This is a genomic window from Streptomyces sp. NPDC058045 (assembly GCF_042885635.1).
Lineage (GTDB): Bacteria > Actinomycetota > Actinomycetes > Streptomycetales > Streptomycetaceae > Streptomyces.
On the sequence record NZ_JBHVRR010000041.1, the window covers coordinates 1 to 13,925 of the forward strand.

Here is a 13,925-nt window from a genome sequence, read left to right on the forward strand (position 1 = left end):
AGGCCGTGTCGTTTGGATCTCCGTGGAGCAAGGAGCGGGGTCTGGTGCGTGCTCTCGGCGTGCCGGTTGGAAGTCCTCGTAGCGGAGCTACTTGGGCTTTCGGCCGGTGCGGCGAGTGGGGCACCTCCCAGAGGTAGCTGGGGGAGCGTGCCAGGGCCCGCGACGCCACGGAGATCCAAACGACACGGCCTAGGCTCCGTACCGGTCAGGTGCGGGTGACGGGGGCCAGGACGGCGGCGGTGTGGGTGGCCAGGTCGGTGGGGGACAGCTCCACCTCCAGGCCGCGGCGTCCGCCAGAGACGCAGATGGTGGGATGCTCGGCGGCCGAGGCGTCCAGGACCGTCGGCAGCCGTCTGCGCTGGCCCAGCGGGGAGATGCCGCCGCGCACATAGCCGGTGGCGCGTTCGGCGGCCGCCGGATCGGCCATCGCGGCCCGCTTGCCGCCGACCGCCGCCGCCAGCGCCTTCAGATCCAGCGACCCCGCCACCGGCACCACGGCCACCGTGAGCGCCCCGTCGACCTCCGCCACCAGCGTCTTGAACACCCGCTCCGGAGGCACACCCAGCGCCTCCGCCGCCTCCTCGCCGTAGGAGGGGTGCGCCGGGTCGTGTACGTAGGAGTGCACGGTGAACGCCACCCCGGCCCCGGTCAGCGCCACCGTCGCCGGGGTGCCGCCGGAGTGCTGCTTCTGCTTCTTCTTCGCCATCGGTTTCGGTCCCCCTGGGTCGTGTCCGCGGCGCCTGGCAACAGGCGTGCGGAGACGGTCAGTTGAGGCTGGTCGGGCCGCGGGTGAGGTCGGTCGCGGGCAGCGAGGGCAGATGGCGCAGTACCGCGGTCTCGCCGCGCAGCAGCCGCAGTTCGTCCCGGAGCCGGGAGGCGGTGTCCGGGGCCTGGAGCAGCCGCTGCTTGGTCGGCGTGTCCAGCACCGTCGCCGCCGCCACCAGATACGACACCACGGACGGCTCGTCCGGCAGCTCCGCGCCCGTGGACAGCGACCGCTCCTTGGCGCCGGCCAGCCGCTTCTGGTAGCCGCGGAAGGCCCGCAGCACACCCTCCGCGAGCGCCCCCGCCTCGTCGCCTGGCTCCTCCGTCAACTCCTCGACCTCGGCGGTGAGATAGTCGCCGCTGGTGTCGATCGCGCCGAGCCGTACCCGGGTGGTGCCGGTGGCCAGTACCTCGAAGGTGCCGTCGGGCCGCTCCCGCACCGTGGCCGCGTCCGCGATGCAGCCCACGCCGTGCAGGGCTCGCGCCGGGTCGCCGCCGAAACCGGCGGCCGGGCCGTGCTCCGCCGGTGCCGTCGGGTCCGGCAGCCCGGGGCGGCTGGGCGCGACCTCATGGCCGTCCCGGATGGCGACGACGGCGAAGCGGCGCTCGCCCTCCGGTGCCGCGAGGAGGTCGCGCATCATGGCGCGATAGCGCTCCTCGAAGACGTTCAGGGGGAGCACGAGACCCGGGAACAGCACCGAGTCGAGCGGGAACAGCGGCAGGCGGACGGTCACGACGCGCAAGCCTAATGGCCCCGCCGCCCGCGCCCCAGTACAACCCCCGCCCGCTGCCCGCGCCCCCGGTCAGCCGCGGCGCAGCAGCCGGGTGGCGCCGGCGGCGACCGTGGTGGCCAGTATCCAGCCGAGGACGATCACCACCGCCGCCGCCCACTGCCACAGCCCGGACAGCCGCCAGTAGTCCTCCTGACCCAGGTTGATCACCGGGATCAGCAGGTCGAGGGCGAAGAGCGGGGCGCTCCAGTCGGGGTGCTCGTCGGCCTTCATCGGCGGGTGCGGGGCGTGCGAGAAGGCGATCGTGCCGGCCGCCCACAGCAGCGCCATCCACAGCGCCGCCCGCCCCGGCCGGTAGCCGTAGGCGACGGTCACGTCCTGGGCGTAGCCCCAGAGCTTCGCGGCCAGCGGGAGGGTCTTGCGGCGGCGGCGCTGCTTGGCGAGGAGCACCTCGCGGGCGTCGGCGTCCTCGCCGCCGTTGCGCAGTACGGTGGCGAGCCGCTCGAAGGGCTCCGGGTTGTACTCGGCGGTCGCCGCGGACAGCCACTCCAGCCGCTGGGTGAGGCTGAACGGGCCGCGCGGCACCAGGTTCTCGTAAGCGAAGCCGCCCATGGAGAGCAGGCCGGCCTCGCGGGGCCAACTCACCGCGCGGTCCACCAGGTTGATCACCTTGGCGCCGGACAGGACGACCCGGCCGCGCTGCGGCCGCTCGCCGAGGAAGCGGAGTTCGGGGGTCTGGATGCGGCGCAGGGACAGCTCCTGCTCGTTCTCCAGCAGAAAGCGCGCCTGGTCCATGTCGACGGCGTCCCCGAACCGGCCGTCGTCCAGCCTTATCCCGCCCTGGCACTCGAAGCGCTGGACCCGGGTGCCGCGGGCCGGGGTGGCGCCGCTGGTCAGCACCGGGTCGCCGAGGCTGGCCGGGGTCAGGTACAGGGCGCGTTCCACGGTCATCTGGGGGGCGTTGAACGCGCGGCGCCCGTAGACGTTGGCGAGGTGGCTGCCGCGGAGGCTGAGCGAGACGCCCACCTGGGCGCCGCGCAGGCTGAGTTCACCGTGCGACTCCATCAACTCGGCCTGGAGGTCCTGCCCGACGGTCAGCCCGTCGCCCATCAGGGAGCGGCCGCTGCGGTCCCGGTAGATGACGGCCTGGTTGAGCAGCAGGTCGGTGCCGATATGGGCGTCGCTGAGGCGGATGCCGTTGTGCAGCCGGCAGCGCGGCAGATGCAGATCGCCCTCGGTGTGCAGACGGGCGCCCTCGAACCGCGGGATCGAGCAGTCCACCATCCGCAGTGTGGTCACCCGCGCCTCCGGCAGCAGGATCTCCTTCTCGAAGCGGCAGCCCTTCATCTCCACATACGGCTCCACCTGGCCGCCCGCCAGATCCAGGGCGCCGGTGATCTGCACCCCGTGCAGTTTCAGCGAGGCGACCCGGCCGGGCAGCGGCGGCGGCCCCGCCAGCAGCAGCCAGGCCACTATCCGGGCCCGCACCGTCCGCTCCGGCCCCCAGGGGTGGCCCCCGTGCGCGTCGTCCACCAGCGGATCACCGCCGCGCAGATCGTAGACGCTGCCGTTGCGGAACGCCTGCCACATCCCGACCTCGGCCCCCGTCAGCCCGTCCGGCAGTTCCACCGTGCCGCCGCCGTCGACCACCGGCACCCTTCCTCCCCGTGTCATTCCTTGAATCCCTTGCCCCGCACCGCAGTTGCTCCCCGGTCACGACTGCTCATGCCCGGTCCCGGCGGCGTGAACACCAGGACCGTGCACGGAGTGACACCGGTGGTGTCCGCGGCGTGTATCAGCCAGTGATACGTGCGTCCGGGGCGGGGCGCGGGTCTGCGAGAATTGGGCACGTGCTGCACTCATTCGCTTTGGCCCGAATCGATCTGCGCGGTGCCGCCCTCCCCGAGGGCGGCGCCCTGCGCGACCTCCTGCCCCGAGCCGAGTTCGACGTGGAAGCCGCCCTGGAGAAGGTGCGGCCCATCTGCGAGGACGTCCGGCATCGCGGCACCGAGGCGGTCCTGGAGTGGGGCGAGAAGTTCGACGGGGTGCGGCCCGAGTCGCTGCGGGTGCCCGCCGCCGCCCTGAGCGAGGCACTGGCCGGTCTCGACCCCGCGGTGCGCGCCGCGCTGGAGGAGTCCGTCCGCCGCGCCCGCCTCGTCCACCGCGAGCAGCGCCGGGAGACGGTGACCACCCAGGTCGTGCCCGGCGGCACCGTCACCGAGAAGTGGGTGCCGGTCGGCCGCGTCGGGCTCTACGTACCGGGCGGGCTCTCGGTGTACCCGTCGTCCGTGGTGATGAACGTGGTGCCCGCGCAGGAGGCCGGTGTCGAGGGGGTGGCCGTGACCTCCCCGCCGCAGGAGGCCTTCGGAGGGCTGCCGCACCCGACGATCCTCGCCGCCTGCGCCCTCCTCGGCGTGGACGAGGTGTACGCGGCGGGCGGCGCCCAGGCGGTCGCCATGTTCGCCCACGGCACCGCGGACTGCCCCGCCGTCGACCTGGTCACCGGCCCCGGGAACATCTACGTCGCCGCCGCGAAGCGCCTGCTCAAGGGCCGGGTCGGGATCGACGCGGAGGCCGGTCCCACCGAGATCGCCGTCCTCGCCGACGCCACCGCCGACCCGGTGCACCTCGCCTCCGACCTGATCAGCCAGGCCGAGCACGACCCGCTGGCCGCCGCCGTCCTGGTCACCGACTCGCCGGAGCTGGCGGACGCGGTGGAGCGGGAGCTGGCCCCGCAGCTCGCCGCCACCAAGCATGTGGCGGAGCGGATCGCGCCCGCGCTCTCCGGCCGGCAGTCCGCGATCGTCCTGGTGGACGGGGTGGAGGAGGGCCTGCGGGTGGTCGACGCCTACGCGGCGGAGCACCTGGAGATCCAGACCGCCGACGCCGCGGCCGTCGCCGGAAGGGTGCGGAACGCGGGCGCGATCTTCGTCGGCCCATGGGCGCCGGTCTCCCTCGGGGACTACTGCGCGGGCTCCAACCACGTACTGCCCACCGGCGGTTGCGCCTGCCACTCCTCCGGGCTGTCCGTGCAGTCCTTTCTGCGCGGCATCCACATCGTGGACTACTCGCGGGACGCGCTGGCCGAGGTCGCCCACCATGTGGTCACGCTTGCGGAGGCGGAGGACCTGCCCGCGCACGGAGCGGCGGTCAGGGCGAGGTTCGAGTGGAAGGTCCCCGGAGGCAAGTGAGCAGCACAGAGCAGGCGAGCGGTCCCACCCGTATCGACGACCTGCCGATCCGCGCGGAGCTGCGCGGCCAGTCCCCGTACGGTGCGCCGCAGCTCGATGTGCCGGTCCGGCTGAACACCAACGAGAACCCGTACCCGCTGCCCGAGCCGCTGGTGGAGCGGATCGCGGAGCGGGTGCGCGAAGTCGCCCGCGACCTCAACCGCTACCCGGACCGGGACGCCGTCGAGCTGCGCACCGAGCTGGCCCGCTATCTGACCCGCACCGGCGGCCATCCGCTGCGCCGCGAGCAGATCTGGGCGGCCAACGGCTCCAACGAGGTCATCCAGCAGTTGCTCCAGACCTTCGGCGGGCCCGGCCGTACCGCGCTCGGCTTTGAACCCTCGTACTCGATGCACGCGCTGATCGCCCGCGGCACCGGCACGAGGTGGGTGTCCGGGCCGCGCGGCGCGGACTTCACCGTCGATGTGCCGCGGGCCGCGGCCGCGATCGCCGAGCACCGCCCCGACGTCGTCTTCGTCACCACCCCGAACAACCCCACGGGCAACGCGGTCCCCGCCGAGACCGTCCTCGCCCTGTACGAGGCGGCGCAGGCGGCGAAGCCGTCCATGGTGATCGTGGACGAGGCGTATGTCGAGTTCAGCCACGGCACCTCGCTGCTGCCGCTGCTGGCGGGGCGGCCGCATCTGGTGGTCTCCCGCACCATGTCGAAGGCGTTCGGCGCGGCCGGGCTGCGCCTCGGCTATCTCGCGGCGGACCCGGCGGTGGTGGACGCGGTGCAACTGGTGCGGCTGCCGTACCACCTGTCGGCCGTCACCCAGGCCACCGCGCTGGCCGCGCTGGAGCACACCGACACCCTGCTCGGCTATGTCGAGCAGCTCAAGTCCGAGCGGGACCGGCTGGTCACCGAGCTGCGCGCGCTGGACTTCGAGGTGACCGAGTCGGACGCCAACTTCGTGCAGTTCGGCCGGTTCGAGGGGCCGGGCGGCTCGCACGCCGCCTGGCAGCGCATCCTGGACCACGGGGTACTCGTCCGCGACAACGGCGTACCGGGGTGGCTGCGGGTCTCCACCGGCACCCCCGCGGAGAACGACGCCTTCCTCGACGCGGTACGCGCCCTGCGGCACGGACCCGGCGCGGACGACTCCGCCGAGCAGACCCAACAGACGCAGAAGAAGCAGGAGCAGGGCGCATGAGCCGCACAGGGCGGGTAGAACGCAGCACCAAGGAGACCAAGGTCCTGGTCGAGATCGACCTCGACGGCACCGGCCGGGTCGATGTGGCGACCGGGGTCGGCTTCTACGACCACATGCTCGACCAGTTGGGCCGCCACGGCCTCTTCGACCTCACCGTGCGGACCGAGGGCGACCTGCACATCGACACCCACCACACCATCGAGGACACCGCCCTCGCCCTGGGCGCCGCCTTCAAGCAGGCCCTCGGCGACAAGGTCGGCGTCTACCGCTTCGGCAACTGCACCGTCCCGCTGGACGAGTCGCTCGCCCAGGTCACCGTGGACCTCTCCGGCCGCCCCTACCTGGTGCACAGCGAGCCGGAGAACATGGCGCCGATGATCGGCAGCTACGACACCACCATGACCCGCCACATCCTGGAGTCGTTCGTCGCCCAGGCCCAGATCGCGCTGCACGTCCACGTGCCCTACGGGCGCAACGCGCACCACATCGTGGAGTGCCAGTTCAAGGCGCTCGCCCGCGCTCTGAGGTACGCCAGCGAGCCGGACCCGCGGGCGGCCGGGATCCTCCCCTCCACGAAGGGCGCCCTCTGACCATGAGCGGCCTGTCCACCGTCCTCATCCTCGTCGGGCTGTTCCTGGTCGGCGGCATCATCTCCTTCGTCAAGCAGGGGATGCCGCGCAGCCTGGTCACCCTGCTGTCCATCGGCGCCGGGCTCTGCCTGGTGGCCGGTGTGCTGCGGCTCGACTACTGGAGCTGAGGAGGCCCGATGAGCGGTACCCGCAAGCGAGTTGTGGTCTTCGACTACGGCTTCGGCAATGTCCGCTCCGCCGAGCGCGCCCTCGCCAGGACCGGCGCCGAGGTGGAGATCACCCGCGACTTCGACCGGGCGATGAACGCCGACGGGCTGCTGGTGCCCGGCGTCGGCGCGTTCGCCGCCTGTATGCGGGGCCTGACCGCGGCCCGCGGCGACTGGATCGTGGACCGCCGCCTGTCCGGTGGCCGCCCCGTCCTCGGTATCTGCGTCGGGATGCAGATCCTCTTCGCCCGCGGCGTCGAGCACGGCGTGGAGACCGAGGGCCTGGACGAGTGGCCCGGCACCGTCGGCCCGCTGACGGCCGAGACCGTCCCGCACATGGGCTGGAACACGGTCGACGCGCCCGCCGGCTCCCGCCTCTTCGACGGCGTCGGCACCGGCCCCGACGGCGCCCGCTTCTACTTCGTGCACTCCTACGCGGTGCACGACTGGACCCTGGAGACGGCCAACCCGGCGATGCGCGCCCCCCTCGTCACCTGGACCACCCACGGCGAGCCCTTCGTGGCGGCGGTGGAGAACGGTGCACTGTGGGCCACCCAGTTCCACCCCGAGAAGTCCGGCGACGCCGGCGCCCAGCTCCTCTCCAACTGGATCGAGACCCTCTGATCATGGCTCAGACGCTTGAACTCCTGCCCGCCGTCGACGTCCGCGACGGCCAGGCCGTCCGCCTCGTCCACGGCGAGTCCGGCACCGAGACCTCCTACGGCGCACCGCTGGAGGCCGCCCGCGCCTGGCAGCAGGCCGGCGCCGAGTGGCTCCACCTGGTCGACCTGGACGCCGCGTTCGGCACCGGCGACAACCGCGCCCTGATCGCCGAGGTCGCCCGCGGGATCGCGGCGGGCGGCGTCAAGGTGGAACTGTCCGGCGGCATCCGCGACGACGACACCCTCGCCGCCGCCCTCGCCACCGGCTGCACCCGGGTCAATCTGGGCACCGCCGCCCTGGAGGCCCCCGAGTGGGTCGCCAAGGTCATCGCCGAGTACGGTGACCAGATCGCCGTCGGCCTCGACGTCCGCGGCACCACTCTCCGCGGCCGCGGCTGGACCCGCGACGGCGGCGACCTCTACGAGACGCTGGCCCGCCTCGACGCCGAGGGCTGCGCCCGCTACGTGGTCACCGACATCGCCAAGGACGGCACCCTCCAGGGCCCCAACCTGGAGCTGCTGCGCACCGTCTGCGCCGCCACCGACCGCCCCGTGGTGGCCTCCGGCGGCGTCTCCTCGCTGGCCGATCTGCGGGCCCTGGCCTCGCTGGTGCCCCTCGGCGTGGAGGGCGCCATCGTCGGCAAGGCGCTGTACGCCAAGGCGTTCACGCTCCAGGAGGCGCTGAGGACGGTGGCCCCGTGACGGATCAGGTGCGGCGGGTGCAGAGCGGCTCGCCCTGGGAGGACTCCATCGGTTTCGCCCGCGCCGTCGCGGCCGGCGACCGCGTCCTGGTCGGCGGCACCACCGCCTTCCGCGGCAAGGTCCTCTACGGCGAGGGCGACCCGTACGAGCAGGCGCGGACGGCCTTCCACAGCGCGCTGGAGGCGATCGGCCGCTTCGGTCTGGACGCCTCCGCCGTGGTCCGCACCCGGCTGTATCTGACCCACGCGCGGGACGCGGACCCGGTGGGCCGCGCCCATCAGGAGGTCTTCGGCGAGGTCCGCCCGGTGTGCACCCTGGTCGTGGTCAACGGCTTCGTGGACCCGCGGATCATGGTCGAGGTGGAACTGGAGGCCTTCCGGGGCGGCCAGGCGGCAGCGGAGGAGCCCGAGCGGTCATGACCCTGGCGGTCCGAGTCATCCCCTGCCTGGACGTGGACGGCGGCCGCGTCGTCAAGGGCGTCAACTTCCGCGATCTGCGCGACGCGGGCGACCCGGTCGAGATGGCCAAGGTGTACGACGCGGAGGGCGCCGACGAGCTGACCTTCCTCGACATCACCGCCTCCTCCGGCAACCGCGAGACCACCTACGACGTGGTGCGGCGCACCGCCGAGCAGGTCTTCATTCCGCTCACCGTCGGCGGCGGCGTACGGACCGCCGAGGACGTGGACCGGCTGCTGCGGGCCGGTGCGGACAAGGTGGGCGTCAACACGGCGGCCATCGCCCGCCCCGAGCTGATCCGGGAGATCGCGGAGCGCTTCGGCCGCCAGGTGCTGGTGCTGTCGGTGGACGCCCGCCGCACCCCGTCCGGCGGTTTCGAGGTGACCACCCACGGCGGGCGGCGTTCCGCCGGTCTGGACGCCGTCGAATGGGCCGAGCGCGCCGCCGAGTTGGGCGCCGGCGAGATCCTGCTGAACTCCATGGACGCGGACGGCACCAAGGACGGCTACGACCTGGAGATGATCGAGGCGGTACGGCGCCGGGTGTCGGTACCGGTGATCGCCTCCGGCGGCGCGGGCCGCCTGGAGCACTTCCCGCCGGCCGTGGCCTCCGGCGCGGACGCGGTACTCGCCGCCTCCGTCTTCCACTTCGGCGACCTCCGGATCGGCGAGGTCAAGCAGACCCTCAGCGCGGCGGGCCACCCCGTCCGCTGACCCCGGGCCGACCCTCTTCTCCGAACGGGGCGGCTGCCCGGGCAGATGCGAAAGAAAAGTTCCGCAAGATTGGTTGTGCAACTTTTCTTTCGTATCTAGCCTGAAGGCATGACCGGATCAGAGAGCCGCCGTATCACCGACCTGGGCACCCTCAAGGCCCTCGCCCACCCGCTGCGCAGCTGCCTCTACCGCAGCCTCTACACGGCCCGCACCGCCACCGCCTCCCAGCTCGCCGAGCAGGTCGACGAGGCGGTGTCGCTGGTCAGTTACCACCTGCGCAAGCTCGCCGAGTACGGCCTCATCGAGGAGGCACCCCAGCAGAGCGGAGACGGCCGAGAGCGCTGGTGGCGCCCCGCCCAGGAAAGCGTCTCCATCCACGACGCGGACTTCCGCGACGCCCCCGAGCGCACCGCGGCCCACCTCGCCGCCAGCCGCGTCTTCCTGGAGCACCGGGTCGACCTCTTCCGCCGCCACCTCGACGAACGCGCCACCTGGGGCCCGGAGTGGGGCGAGGCCTCCTTCGACTCGGAGTTCCTGCCCCGCTTCACCCCCGCCGAACTGGCCGCCCTCGCCCGGGAGTTGCACGCCCTGGTGGACCGGCACGAGAAGGCGGCCCGCGCCGCCGAGGACGGGGGCGACACCGAGGGCCGCGAGAACACCGCCATCCACCTCTACGGCTTCCCGTTCCGGAGCTGACCCCCTGTCGACCGGCATCGAGCATCAGCCCGCACCGCGACCCGGTGCAGAGAGGGACCGACGTGACGCCGCCCCCGACCGCCACCACCGCGAAAGCTCCCGCCCCCGAGCGTCCCGCCCACCGCGACGGCACCGTCCTCCGCTGGCTCGCCGCCTACTCCTGCTCCACCCTCGGCGACAACATCTACTACGTCGCCCTGTCCTGGACCGCCGTCCAGGCCGGCACCCCCACCCAGGCCGGACTCGTCACCGCCGCCAGTGCGCTGCCCCGGGCGCTGCTGATGCTCGGCGGGGGAGTGGTCGCCGACCGCCTCGGGCTGCGGCGGGTGGTCCTCGGCAGCGACGCCGTCCGCTGCGCAGCCGTCTTCGCCGTCGCCGGACTGCTCCTCGCCACCGGCCCCGCCCTCTGGCTGCTGGCCGCGCTCGCCCTGCTCTTCGGCGTGGTCGACGCCTTCTTCCTGCCGGCCGTCGGCGCCCTGCCGTCCAGGATCGCCGCCCCCGGCCAGCTCGCCCGGGTCCACGGGATGCGGGGTATCGCGGTCCGCCTCGCCAACATCCTGGGCGCACCGCTCGCCGGACTGGGGGTGGCGCTCGGCGGGCCCGCAACTGCCTTTGCCGCGGCGGGACTTCTCTTCGCCGCCTCCGTACCGCTGCTGGCGACCCTGCGTATCAAGGACGGGACTTCGGGCGCCCGGGGCTCCGTTCGGGAACGCCCCACCCTGCGCGACGGGCTCCGCTATGTGGCAGGGCACCGGGTCCTCGCCCCGCTGGTGCTGGTCAGCGCCCTCGGCGACCTGGGCTTCATAGGGCCGCTCAACATCGGTCTCGCCCTGCTCGCCGACGAACGCGGCTGGGGCACCGCAGGGATCGGCTGGGTCCTCGCCGGATTCGGCACCGGCTCCGGCGCTGCCTCCCTGCTGCTGGCGGTGCGCGGCCGGGTGCCCCGGGCCGGGCTCGTCCTCAGTGTCACCAGCGTCGCGGGCGCCGGCGCCATCGCGCTGATCGCCCTGATGCCGCGGGCCTCTCTGGCGGGCGCCGCCGCCCTCGCCCTCGGACTGCTCATGGGCCTCAGCGGCGCGCTCTGCGGAGCCCTCACCCAGACCCAGGCGGACCCGGCCAGGATCGGCCGCGTCACCGCCCTCACCAGCCTCTTCAGCATGGGCGTCGCCCCGCTGACCTTCCCCCTGACCGGCGCCGCGATCGGCGCCTGGGGCACCGTGCCGGTCTTCACCACCGGCGCCGCGTTGTGCGCCGCCGGCGGCCTCGTCGGACTGGCCTCCCCGACCCTGCGCCGCGCCGAACTCCCCGCCTGAACAAGGGAGTTGACGAAACGGGGGATGCGGTCAGAAACCGAGCTGCTTGGCGCCGGCCAGCTTCTCCAGCGCCTCCGGCTCGCCCTCCTGCTGCACGTCCGCCACCCCCTGGCGGCCGAACGTGAACATGGTCAGCTCACCCGGCTCCCCGGTGACCGTCACCACTGGCGTACCGCGATGGGCCACCGCCGTACGGCCGTCGGGACGGCGCAGCACCAGGCCCACCGGGGCCTTCCTGGCCAGCATCCGGGCGGTGCGCTCCAGCCGGGCCCACAGCACATCGGCGAAGACCGGGTCGAGGCCGCGCGCCGTCCAGTCCGGCTGAGCCCGGCGCACATCCTCGGCGTGCACATAGAACTCCACCGCGTTCGCCGCCTCGTCCACCTGCTTCAGCGAGAAGGGCGAGAACCGCGGCGGCCCGGTGCGGATGAGCTGCACCAGCTCCTCGTACGGCTTGGCGGCGAACTCGCCCTGCACCCGGTCCAGGCGGGCGGACAGCGGCTTGACGAACATCCCCGCCGCCGCGTCGGCACGCCGCTCGCGCACCACCACATGGGCGGCGAGATCCCGGGTCTGCCACCCCTCGCAAAGGGTCGGGGCATCAGGCCCCGCGGACTCCAACAGGTCGGCGAGCAACAGCCGTTCACGCTTTGCATGGGTCGACATACGGCCAAGCCTACGACCGCCGCCGCGCTCCGGCCACGCCTCGGCCCCCGAAGCGGTACCGAACCCCCGGCCGCACCGCCGCCGTCCCGCGCCCCCCTCGCGGTCCCGCACAATGGACGCCATGACCAGCACGCCCAACCGCCTCGACCCGGCCATCGCCGCCCGCCTCAAGCGCAGCAGCGACGGCCTCGTCCCCGCCATCGCCCAGCAGTACGACACCGGAGAGGTGCTGATGCTCGGCTGGATGGACGACGAGGCACTGCACCGCACCCTCACCACCGGCCGCTGCACCTACTGGTCCCGCAGCCGCCGCGAGCACTGGGTCAAGGGCGACACCTCCGGGCACGTCCAGTGGGTCAAGTCCGTCGCCCTGGACTGCGACGCGGACACCGTCCTCGTCCGGGTCGACCAGGTCGGCGCGGCCTGCCACACCGGGGACCGCACCTGCTTCGACGCCGATGTGCTGCCCGCCGCCACCGGTGGCCCCGAGGGCACCGCCCCGGCCGGTCAGTAGGGTCTCCCGCCATGGATCAAGAGACCTTCCGCAAGCTCGCCGCCGACCGCCGCGTCATTCCGGTCAGCCGCACCCTCCTCGCCGACGGCGACACCCCGGTGGGGCTCTACCGCAAACTGGCCGCCGAACGCCCCGGCACCTTCCTTCTGGAGTCCGCCGAGAACGGCCGCTCCGGGTCCTTGTGGTCTCGCTACTCCTTCGTCGGCGTACGCTCCGCCGCCACCCTCACCGAACGCGACGGGCAGGCCCACTGGCTGGGCACCCCGCCCGTCGGCGTCCCTCTCGACGGCGACCCGCTGGCCGCGCTCCGCGCCACCGTCGAAGCCCTGCACACCCCCCGCGACCTCGCCCCCGGCCTGCCGCCCTTCACCGGCGGCATGGTCGGCTACCTCGGCTACGACATCGTCCGCCACCTGGAGAAGGTCGGCCCCGGCGACCGCGACGACCTGCGGCTGCCCGAGCTGACCATGCTCCTCACCAGCGACCTCGCCGTCCTCGACCACTGGGACGGCACCGTCCGCCTGATCGCCAACGCCATCAACCACAACGACCTGGAGACCGGCGTCGAAGAGGCCTACGCCGACGCCATGGCCCGCCTCGACGCCATGGAGGCCGACCTCTCCCGCCCCCTCGTACAGCCCCCGGCCGCGCTGCCGCCGTCGGCGCTGCCCGAGTTCAGCGCGGGCTGGGGCGGTGAGGACTACCAGCGGGCCGTGGAGGACATCAAGGAGCGCATCCGGGCCGGCGAGGCCTTCCAGGTGGTGCCCTCGCAGCGCTTCGAGACGGAGTGCACCGCCGGCGCCCTCGACGTCTACCGGGTCCTGCGCGCCACCAACCCCTCGCCGTACATGTACCTGTTCCGCTTCGACGGCTTCGACGTGGTGGGCTCCAGCCCCGAGGCCCTGGTCAAGGTGGCGGACGGGCACGCGATGCTGCACCCCATCGCGGGCACCCGGCCGCGCGGCGCCACCCCGCAGGAGGACCAGGCGCTCGCCGAGGAGCTGCTCGCCGACCCGAAGGAGCGCGCCGAGCACCTGATGCTGGTCGACCTCGGCCGCAACGACCTCGGCCGGGTCTGCGAGCCGGGCAGCGTGGAGGTCGTGGACTTCATGTCGATCGAGCGGTACTCGCATGTGATGCACATCGTCTCCACCGTCACCGGCCGCGTCGCCCCCGGCCGCACCGCCTTCGACGTGCTCACCGCCTGCTTCCCCGCGGGCACCCTCTCCGGTGCCCCCAAGCCCCGCGCCCTCCAGATCATCGACGAGCTGGAGCCGACCCGCCGCGGCCTCTACGGCGGCTGCGTCGGCTACCTCGACTTCGCCGGGGACTCCGACACCGCCATCGCCATCCGCACCGCCCTCCTCCGCGACGGCACCGCCTACGTCCAGGCCGGCGCGGGAGTGGTCGCCGACTCCGACCCGGTCGCCGAGGACACCGAGTGCCGCAACAAGGCCGCCGCCGTACTCCGCGCCGTCCACACCGCCAACCGGCTCGGCCGGTCCTAGGAACCGGTAACCGAGCC

Annotated in this window: 16 protein-coding genes; 12 read left to right on the forward strand and 4 right to left on the reverse strand. The window is 73.2% G+C overall.

Annotation, left to right across the window (positions count from 1 at the left end; translation table 11 throughout):
• Positions 1-205 precede the first annotated feature (205 nt).
• Genes ybaK through ACFVST_RS22230 form a run of 3 tightly spaced genes read right to left on the reverse strand, consistent with a single transcriptional unit; the run spans position 206 to position 3,170 of the window.
• Positions 206-706 (reverse strand): Cys-tRNA(Pro) deacylase, encoded by a 501-nt coding sequence (gene ybaK, locus ACFVST_RS22220; protein WP_390154682.1) that lies wholly within the window; start codon positions 704-706, stop codon positions 206-208.
• Between the two features lie 58 nt (positions 707-764).
• Positions 765-1,508, reverse strand: coding sequence for an LON peptidase substrate-binding domain-containing protein (locus ACFVST_RS22225; protein WP_390154685.1), 744 nt, complete (start codon positions 1,506-1,508; stop codon positions 765-767).
• 60 nt (positions 1,509-1,568) lie between these two features.
• Positions 1,569-3,170: an oxidoreductase gene (locus ACFVST_RS22230; protein WP_390154687.1), complete on the reverse strand. Its 1,602-nt coding sequence runs from the start codon at positions 3,168-3,170 to the stop codon at positions 1,569-1,571.
• 179 nt (positions 3,171-3,349) lie between these two features.
• Here ACFVST_RS22230 and hisD point away from each other — a divergent pair, with 179 nt between their 5' ends.
• The 10 genes from hisD to ACFVST_RS22280 all read left to right on the forward strand — a co-directional run bounded on the left by hisD (position 3,350) and on the right by ACFVST_RS22280 (position 11,220).
• Positions 3,350-4,687, forward strand: coding sequence for a histidinol dehydrogenase (gene hisD / locus ACFVST_RS22235; RefSeq protein WP_390154797.1), 1,338 nt, complete (start codon positions 3,350-3,352; stop codon positions 4,685-4,687).
• Entirely contained in the window at positions 4,684-5,880 is a 1,197-nt protein-coding gene (locus tag ACFVST_RS22240) for a histidinol-phosphate transaminase (RefSeq protein WP_390154690.1), read from the forward strand. The genes hisD and ACFVST_RS22240 overlap by 4 nt, the downstream gene beginning before the upstream one ends.
• The gene (gene hisB / locus ACFVST_RS22245) at positions 5,877-6,470 is read left to right on the forward strand and encodes an imidazoleglycerol-phosphate dehydratase HisB (RefSeq protein WP_390154693.1); all 594 of its coding nucleotides are present in this window, start codon (positions 5,877-5,879) and stop codon (positions 6,468-6,470) included. Before ACFVST_RS22240 ends, hisB begins: the two co-directional genes overlap by 4 nt.
• 2 nt (positions 6,471-6,472) lie before the next feature.
• Positions 6,473-6,637, forward strand: coding sequence for a hypothetical protein (locus tag ACFVST_RS22250; protein WP_390154695.1), 165 nt, complete (start codon positions 6,473-6,475; stop codon positions 6,635-6,637).
• A 9-nt stretch (positions 6,638-6,646) separates the two neighbouring features.
• Positions 6,647-7,300, forward strand: coding sequence for an imidazole glycerol phosphate synthase subunit HisH (gene hisH, locus ACFVST_RS22255; RefSeq protein WP_390154698.1), 654 nt, complete (start codon positions 6,647-6,649; stop codon positions 7,298-7,300).
• Positions 7,301-7,302: 2 nt separating this feature from the next.
• Positions 7,303-8,040 carry a bifunctional 1-(5-phosphoribosyl)-5-((5-phosphoribosylamino)methylideneamino)imidazole-4-carboxamide isomerase/phosphoribosylanthranilate isomerase PriA gene (gene priA, locus ACFVST_RS22260; RefSeq protein ID WP_390154699.1) on the forward strand — a complete coding sequence of 246 codons (738 nt, stop codon included), beginning with the start codon at positions 7,303-7,305 and terminating at the stop codon, positions 8,038-8,040.
• Entirely contained in the window at positions 8,037-8,459 is a 423-nt protein-coding gene (locus ACFVST_RS22265) for a RidA family protein (protein WP_390154702.1), read from the forward strand. The genes priA and ACFVST_RS22265 overlap by 4 nt, the downstream gene beginning before the upstream one ends.
• Positions 8,456-9,211, forward strand: coding sequence for an imidazole glycerol phosphate synthase subunit HisF (gene hisF, locus ACFVST_RS22270; protein WP_390154705.1), 756 nt, complete (start codon positions 8,456-8,458; stop codon positions 9,209-9,211). Before ACFVST_RS22265 ends, hisF begins: the two co-directional genes overlap by 4 nt.
• Before the next feature lie 108 nt (positions 9,212-9,319).
• Positions 9,320-9,907, forward strand: a complete 588-nt coding sequence (locus tag ACFVST_RS22275; protein WP_390154708.1) for an ArsR/SmtB family transcription factor — start codon at positions 9,320-9,322, stop codon at positions 9,905-9,907.
• Positions 9,908-9,969: 62 nt separating this feature from the next.
• A complete protein-coding gene (locus ACFVST_RS22280; RefSeq protein WP_390154711.1) occupies positions 9,970-11,220 on the forward strand; it encodes an MFS transporter in 1,251 nt (416 codons plus the stop codon).
• A 30-nt stretch (positions 11,221-11,250) separates the two neighbouring features.
• Here the strand turns inward: ACFVST_RS22280 and ACFVST_RS22285 are convergent, their stop codons facing one another.
• Positions 11,251-11,886: a TIGR03085 family metal-binding protein gene (locus tag ACFVST_RS22285; protein ID WP_390154712.1), complete on the reverse strand. Its 636-nt coding sequence runs from the start codon at positions 11,884-11,886 to the stop codon at positions 11,251-11,253.
• A gap of 121 nt (positions 11,887-12,007) precedes the next feature.
• On the opposite strand from ACFVST_RS22285, the gene hisI reads away from it, so the two are divergent.
• Both hisI and ACFVST_RS22295 read left to right on the forward strand, forming a co-directional pair.
• Positions 12,008-12,400, forward strand: coding sequence for a phosphoribosyl-AMP cyclohydrolase (gene hisI / locus ACFVST_RS22290; RefSeq protein WP_390154714.1), 393 nt, complete (start codon positions 12,008-12,010; stop codon positions 12,398-12,400).
• 11 nt (positions 12,401-12,411) lie between these two features.
• Complete coding sequence (locus ACFVST_RS22295; RefSeq protein WP_390154717.1) at positions 12,412-13,908, forward strand: anthranilate synthase component I; 1,497 nt, start codon at positions 12,412-12,414, stop codon at positions 13,906-13,908.
• Positions 13,909-13,925: the final 17 nt, after the last annotated feature.

Coding starts and splice junctions, on each gene's coding strand:
- hisI (WP_390154714.1), top strand. CDS start 12,008: ATGACCAGCACGCCCAACCGCCTCGACCCGGCCATCGCCGCCCGCCTC.
- priA (WP_390154699.1), top strand. CDS start 7,303: ATGGCTCAGACGCTTGAACTCCTGCCCGCCGTCGACGTCCGCGACGGC.
- ybaK (WP_390154682.1), bottom strand. CDS start 706: ATGGCGAAGAAGAAGCAGAAGCAGCACTCCGGCGGCACCCCGGCGACG.
- ACFVST_RS22230 (WP_390154687.1), bottom strand. CDS start 3,170: ATGACACGGGGAGGAAGGGTGCCGGTGGTCGACGGCGGCGGCACGGTG.
- ACFVST_RS22285 (WP_390154712.1), bottom strand. CDS start 11,886: ATGTCGACCCATGCAAAGCGTGAACGGCTGTTGCTCGCCGACCTGTTG.
- hisF (WP_390154705.1), top strand. CDS start 8,456: ATGACCCTGGCGGTCCGAGTCATCCCCTGCCTGGACGTGGACGGCGGC.
- ACFVST_RS22250 (WP_390154695.1), top strand. CDS start 6,473: ATGAGCGGCCTGTCCACCGTCCTCATCCTCGTCGGGCTGTTCCTGGTC.
- hisB (WP_390154693.1), top strand. CDS start 5,877: ATGAGCCGCACAGGGCGGGTAGAACGCAGCACCAAGGAGACCAAGGTC.
- hisH (WP_390154698.1), top strand. CDS start 6,647: ATGAGCGGTACCCGCAAGCGAGTTGTGGTCTTCGACTACGGCTTCGGC.
- ACFVST_RS22295 (WP_390154717.1), top strand. CDS start 12,412: ATGGATCAAGAGACCTTCCGCAAGCTCGCCGCCGACCGCCGCGTCATT.
- ACFVST_RS22275 (WP_390154708.1), top strand. CDS start 9,320: ATGACCGGATCAGAGAGCCGCCGTATCACCGACCTGGGCACCCTCAAG.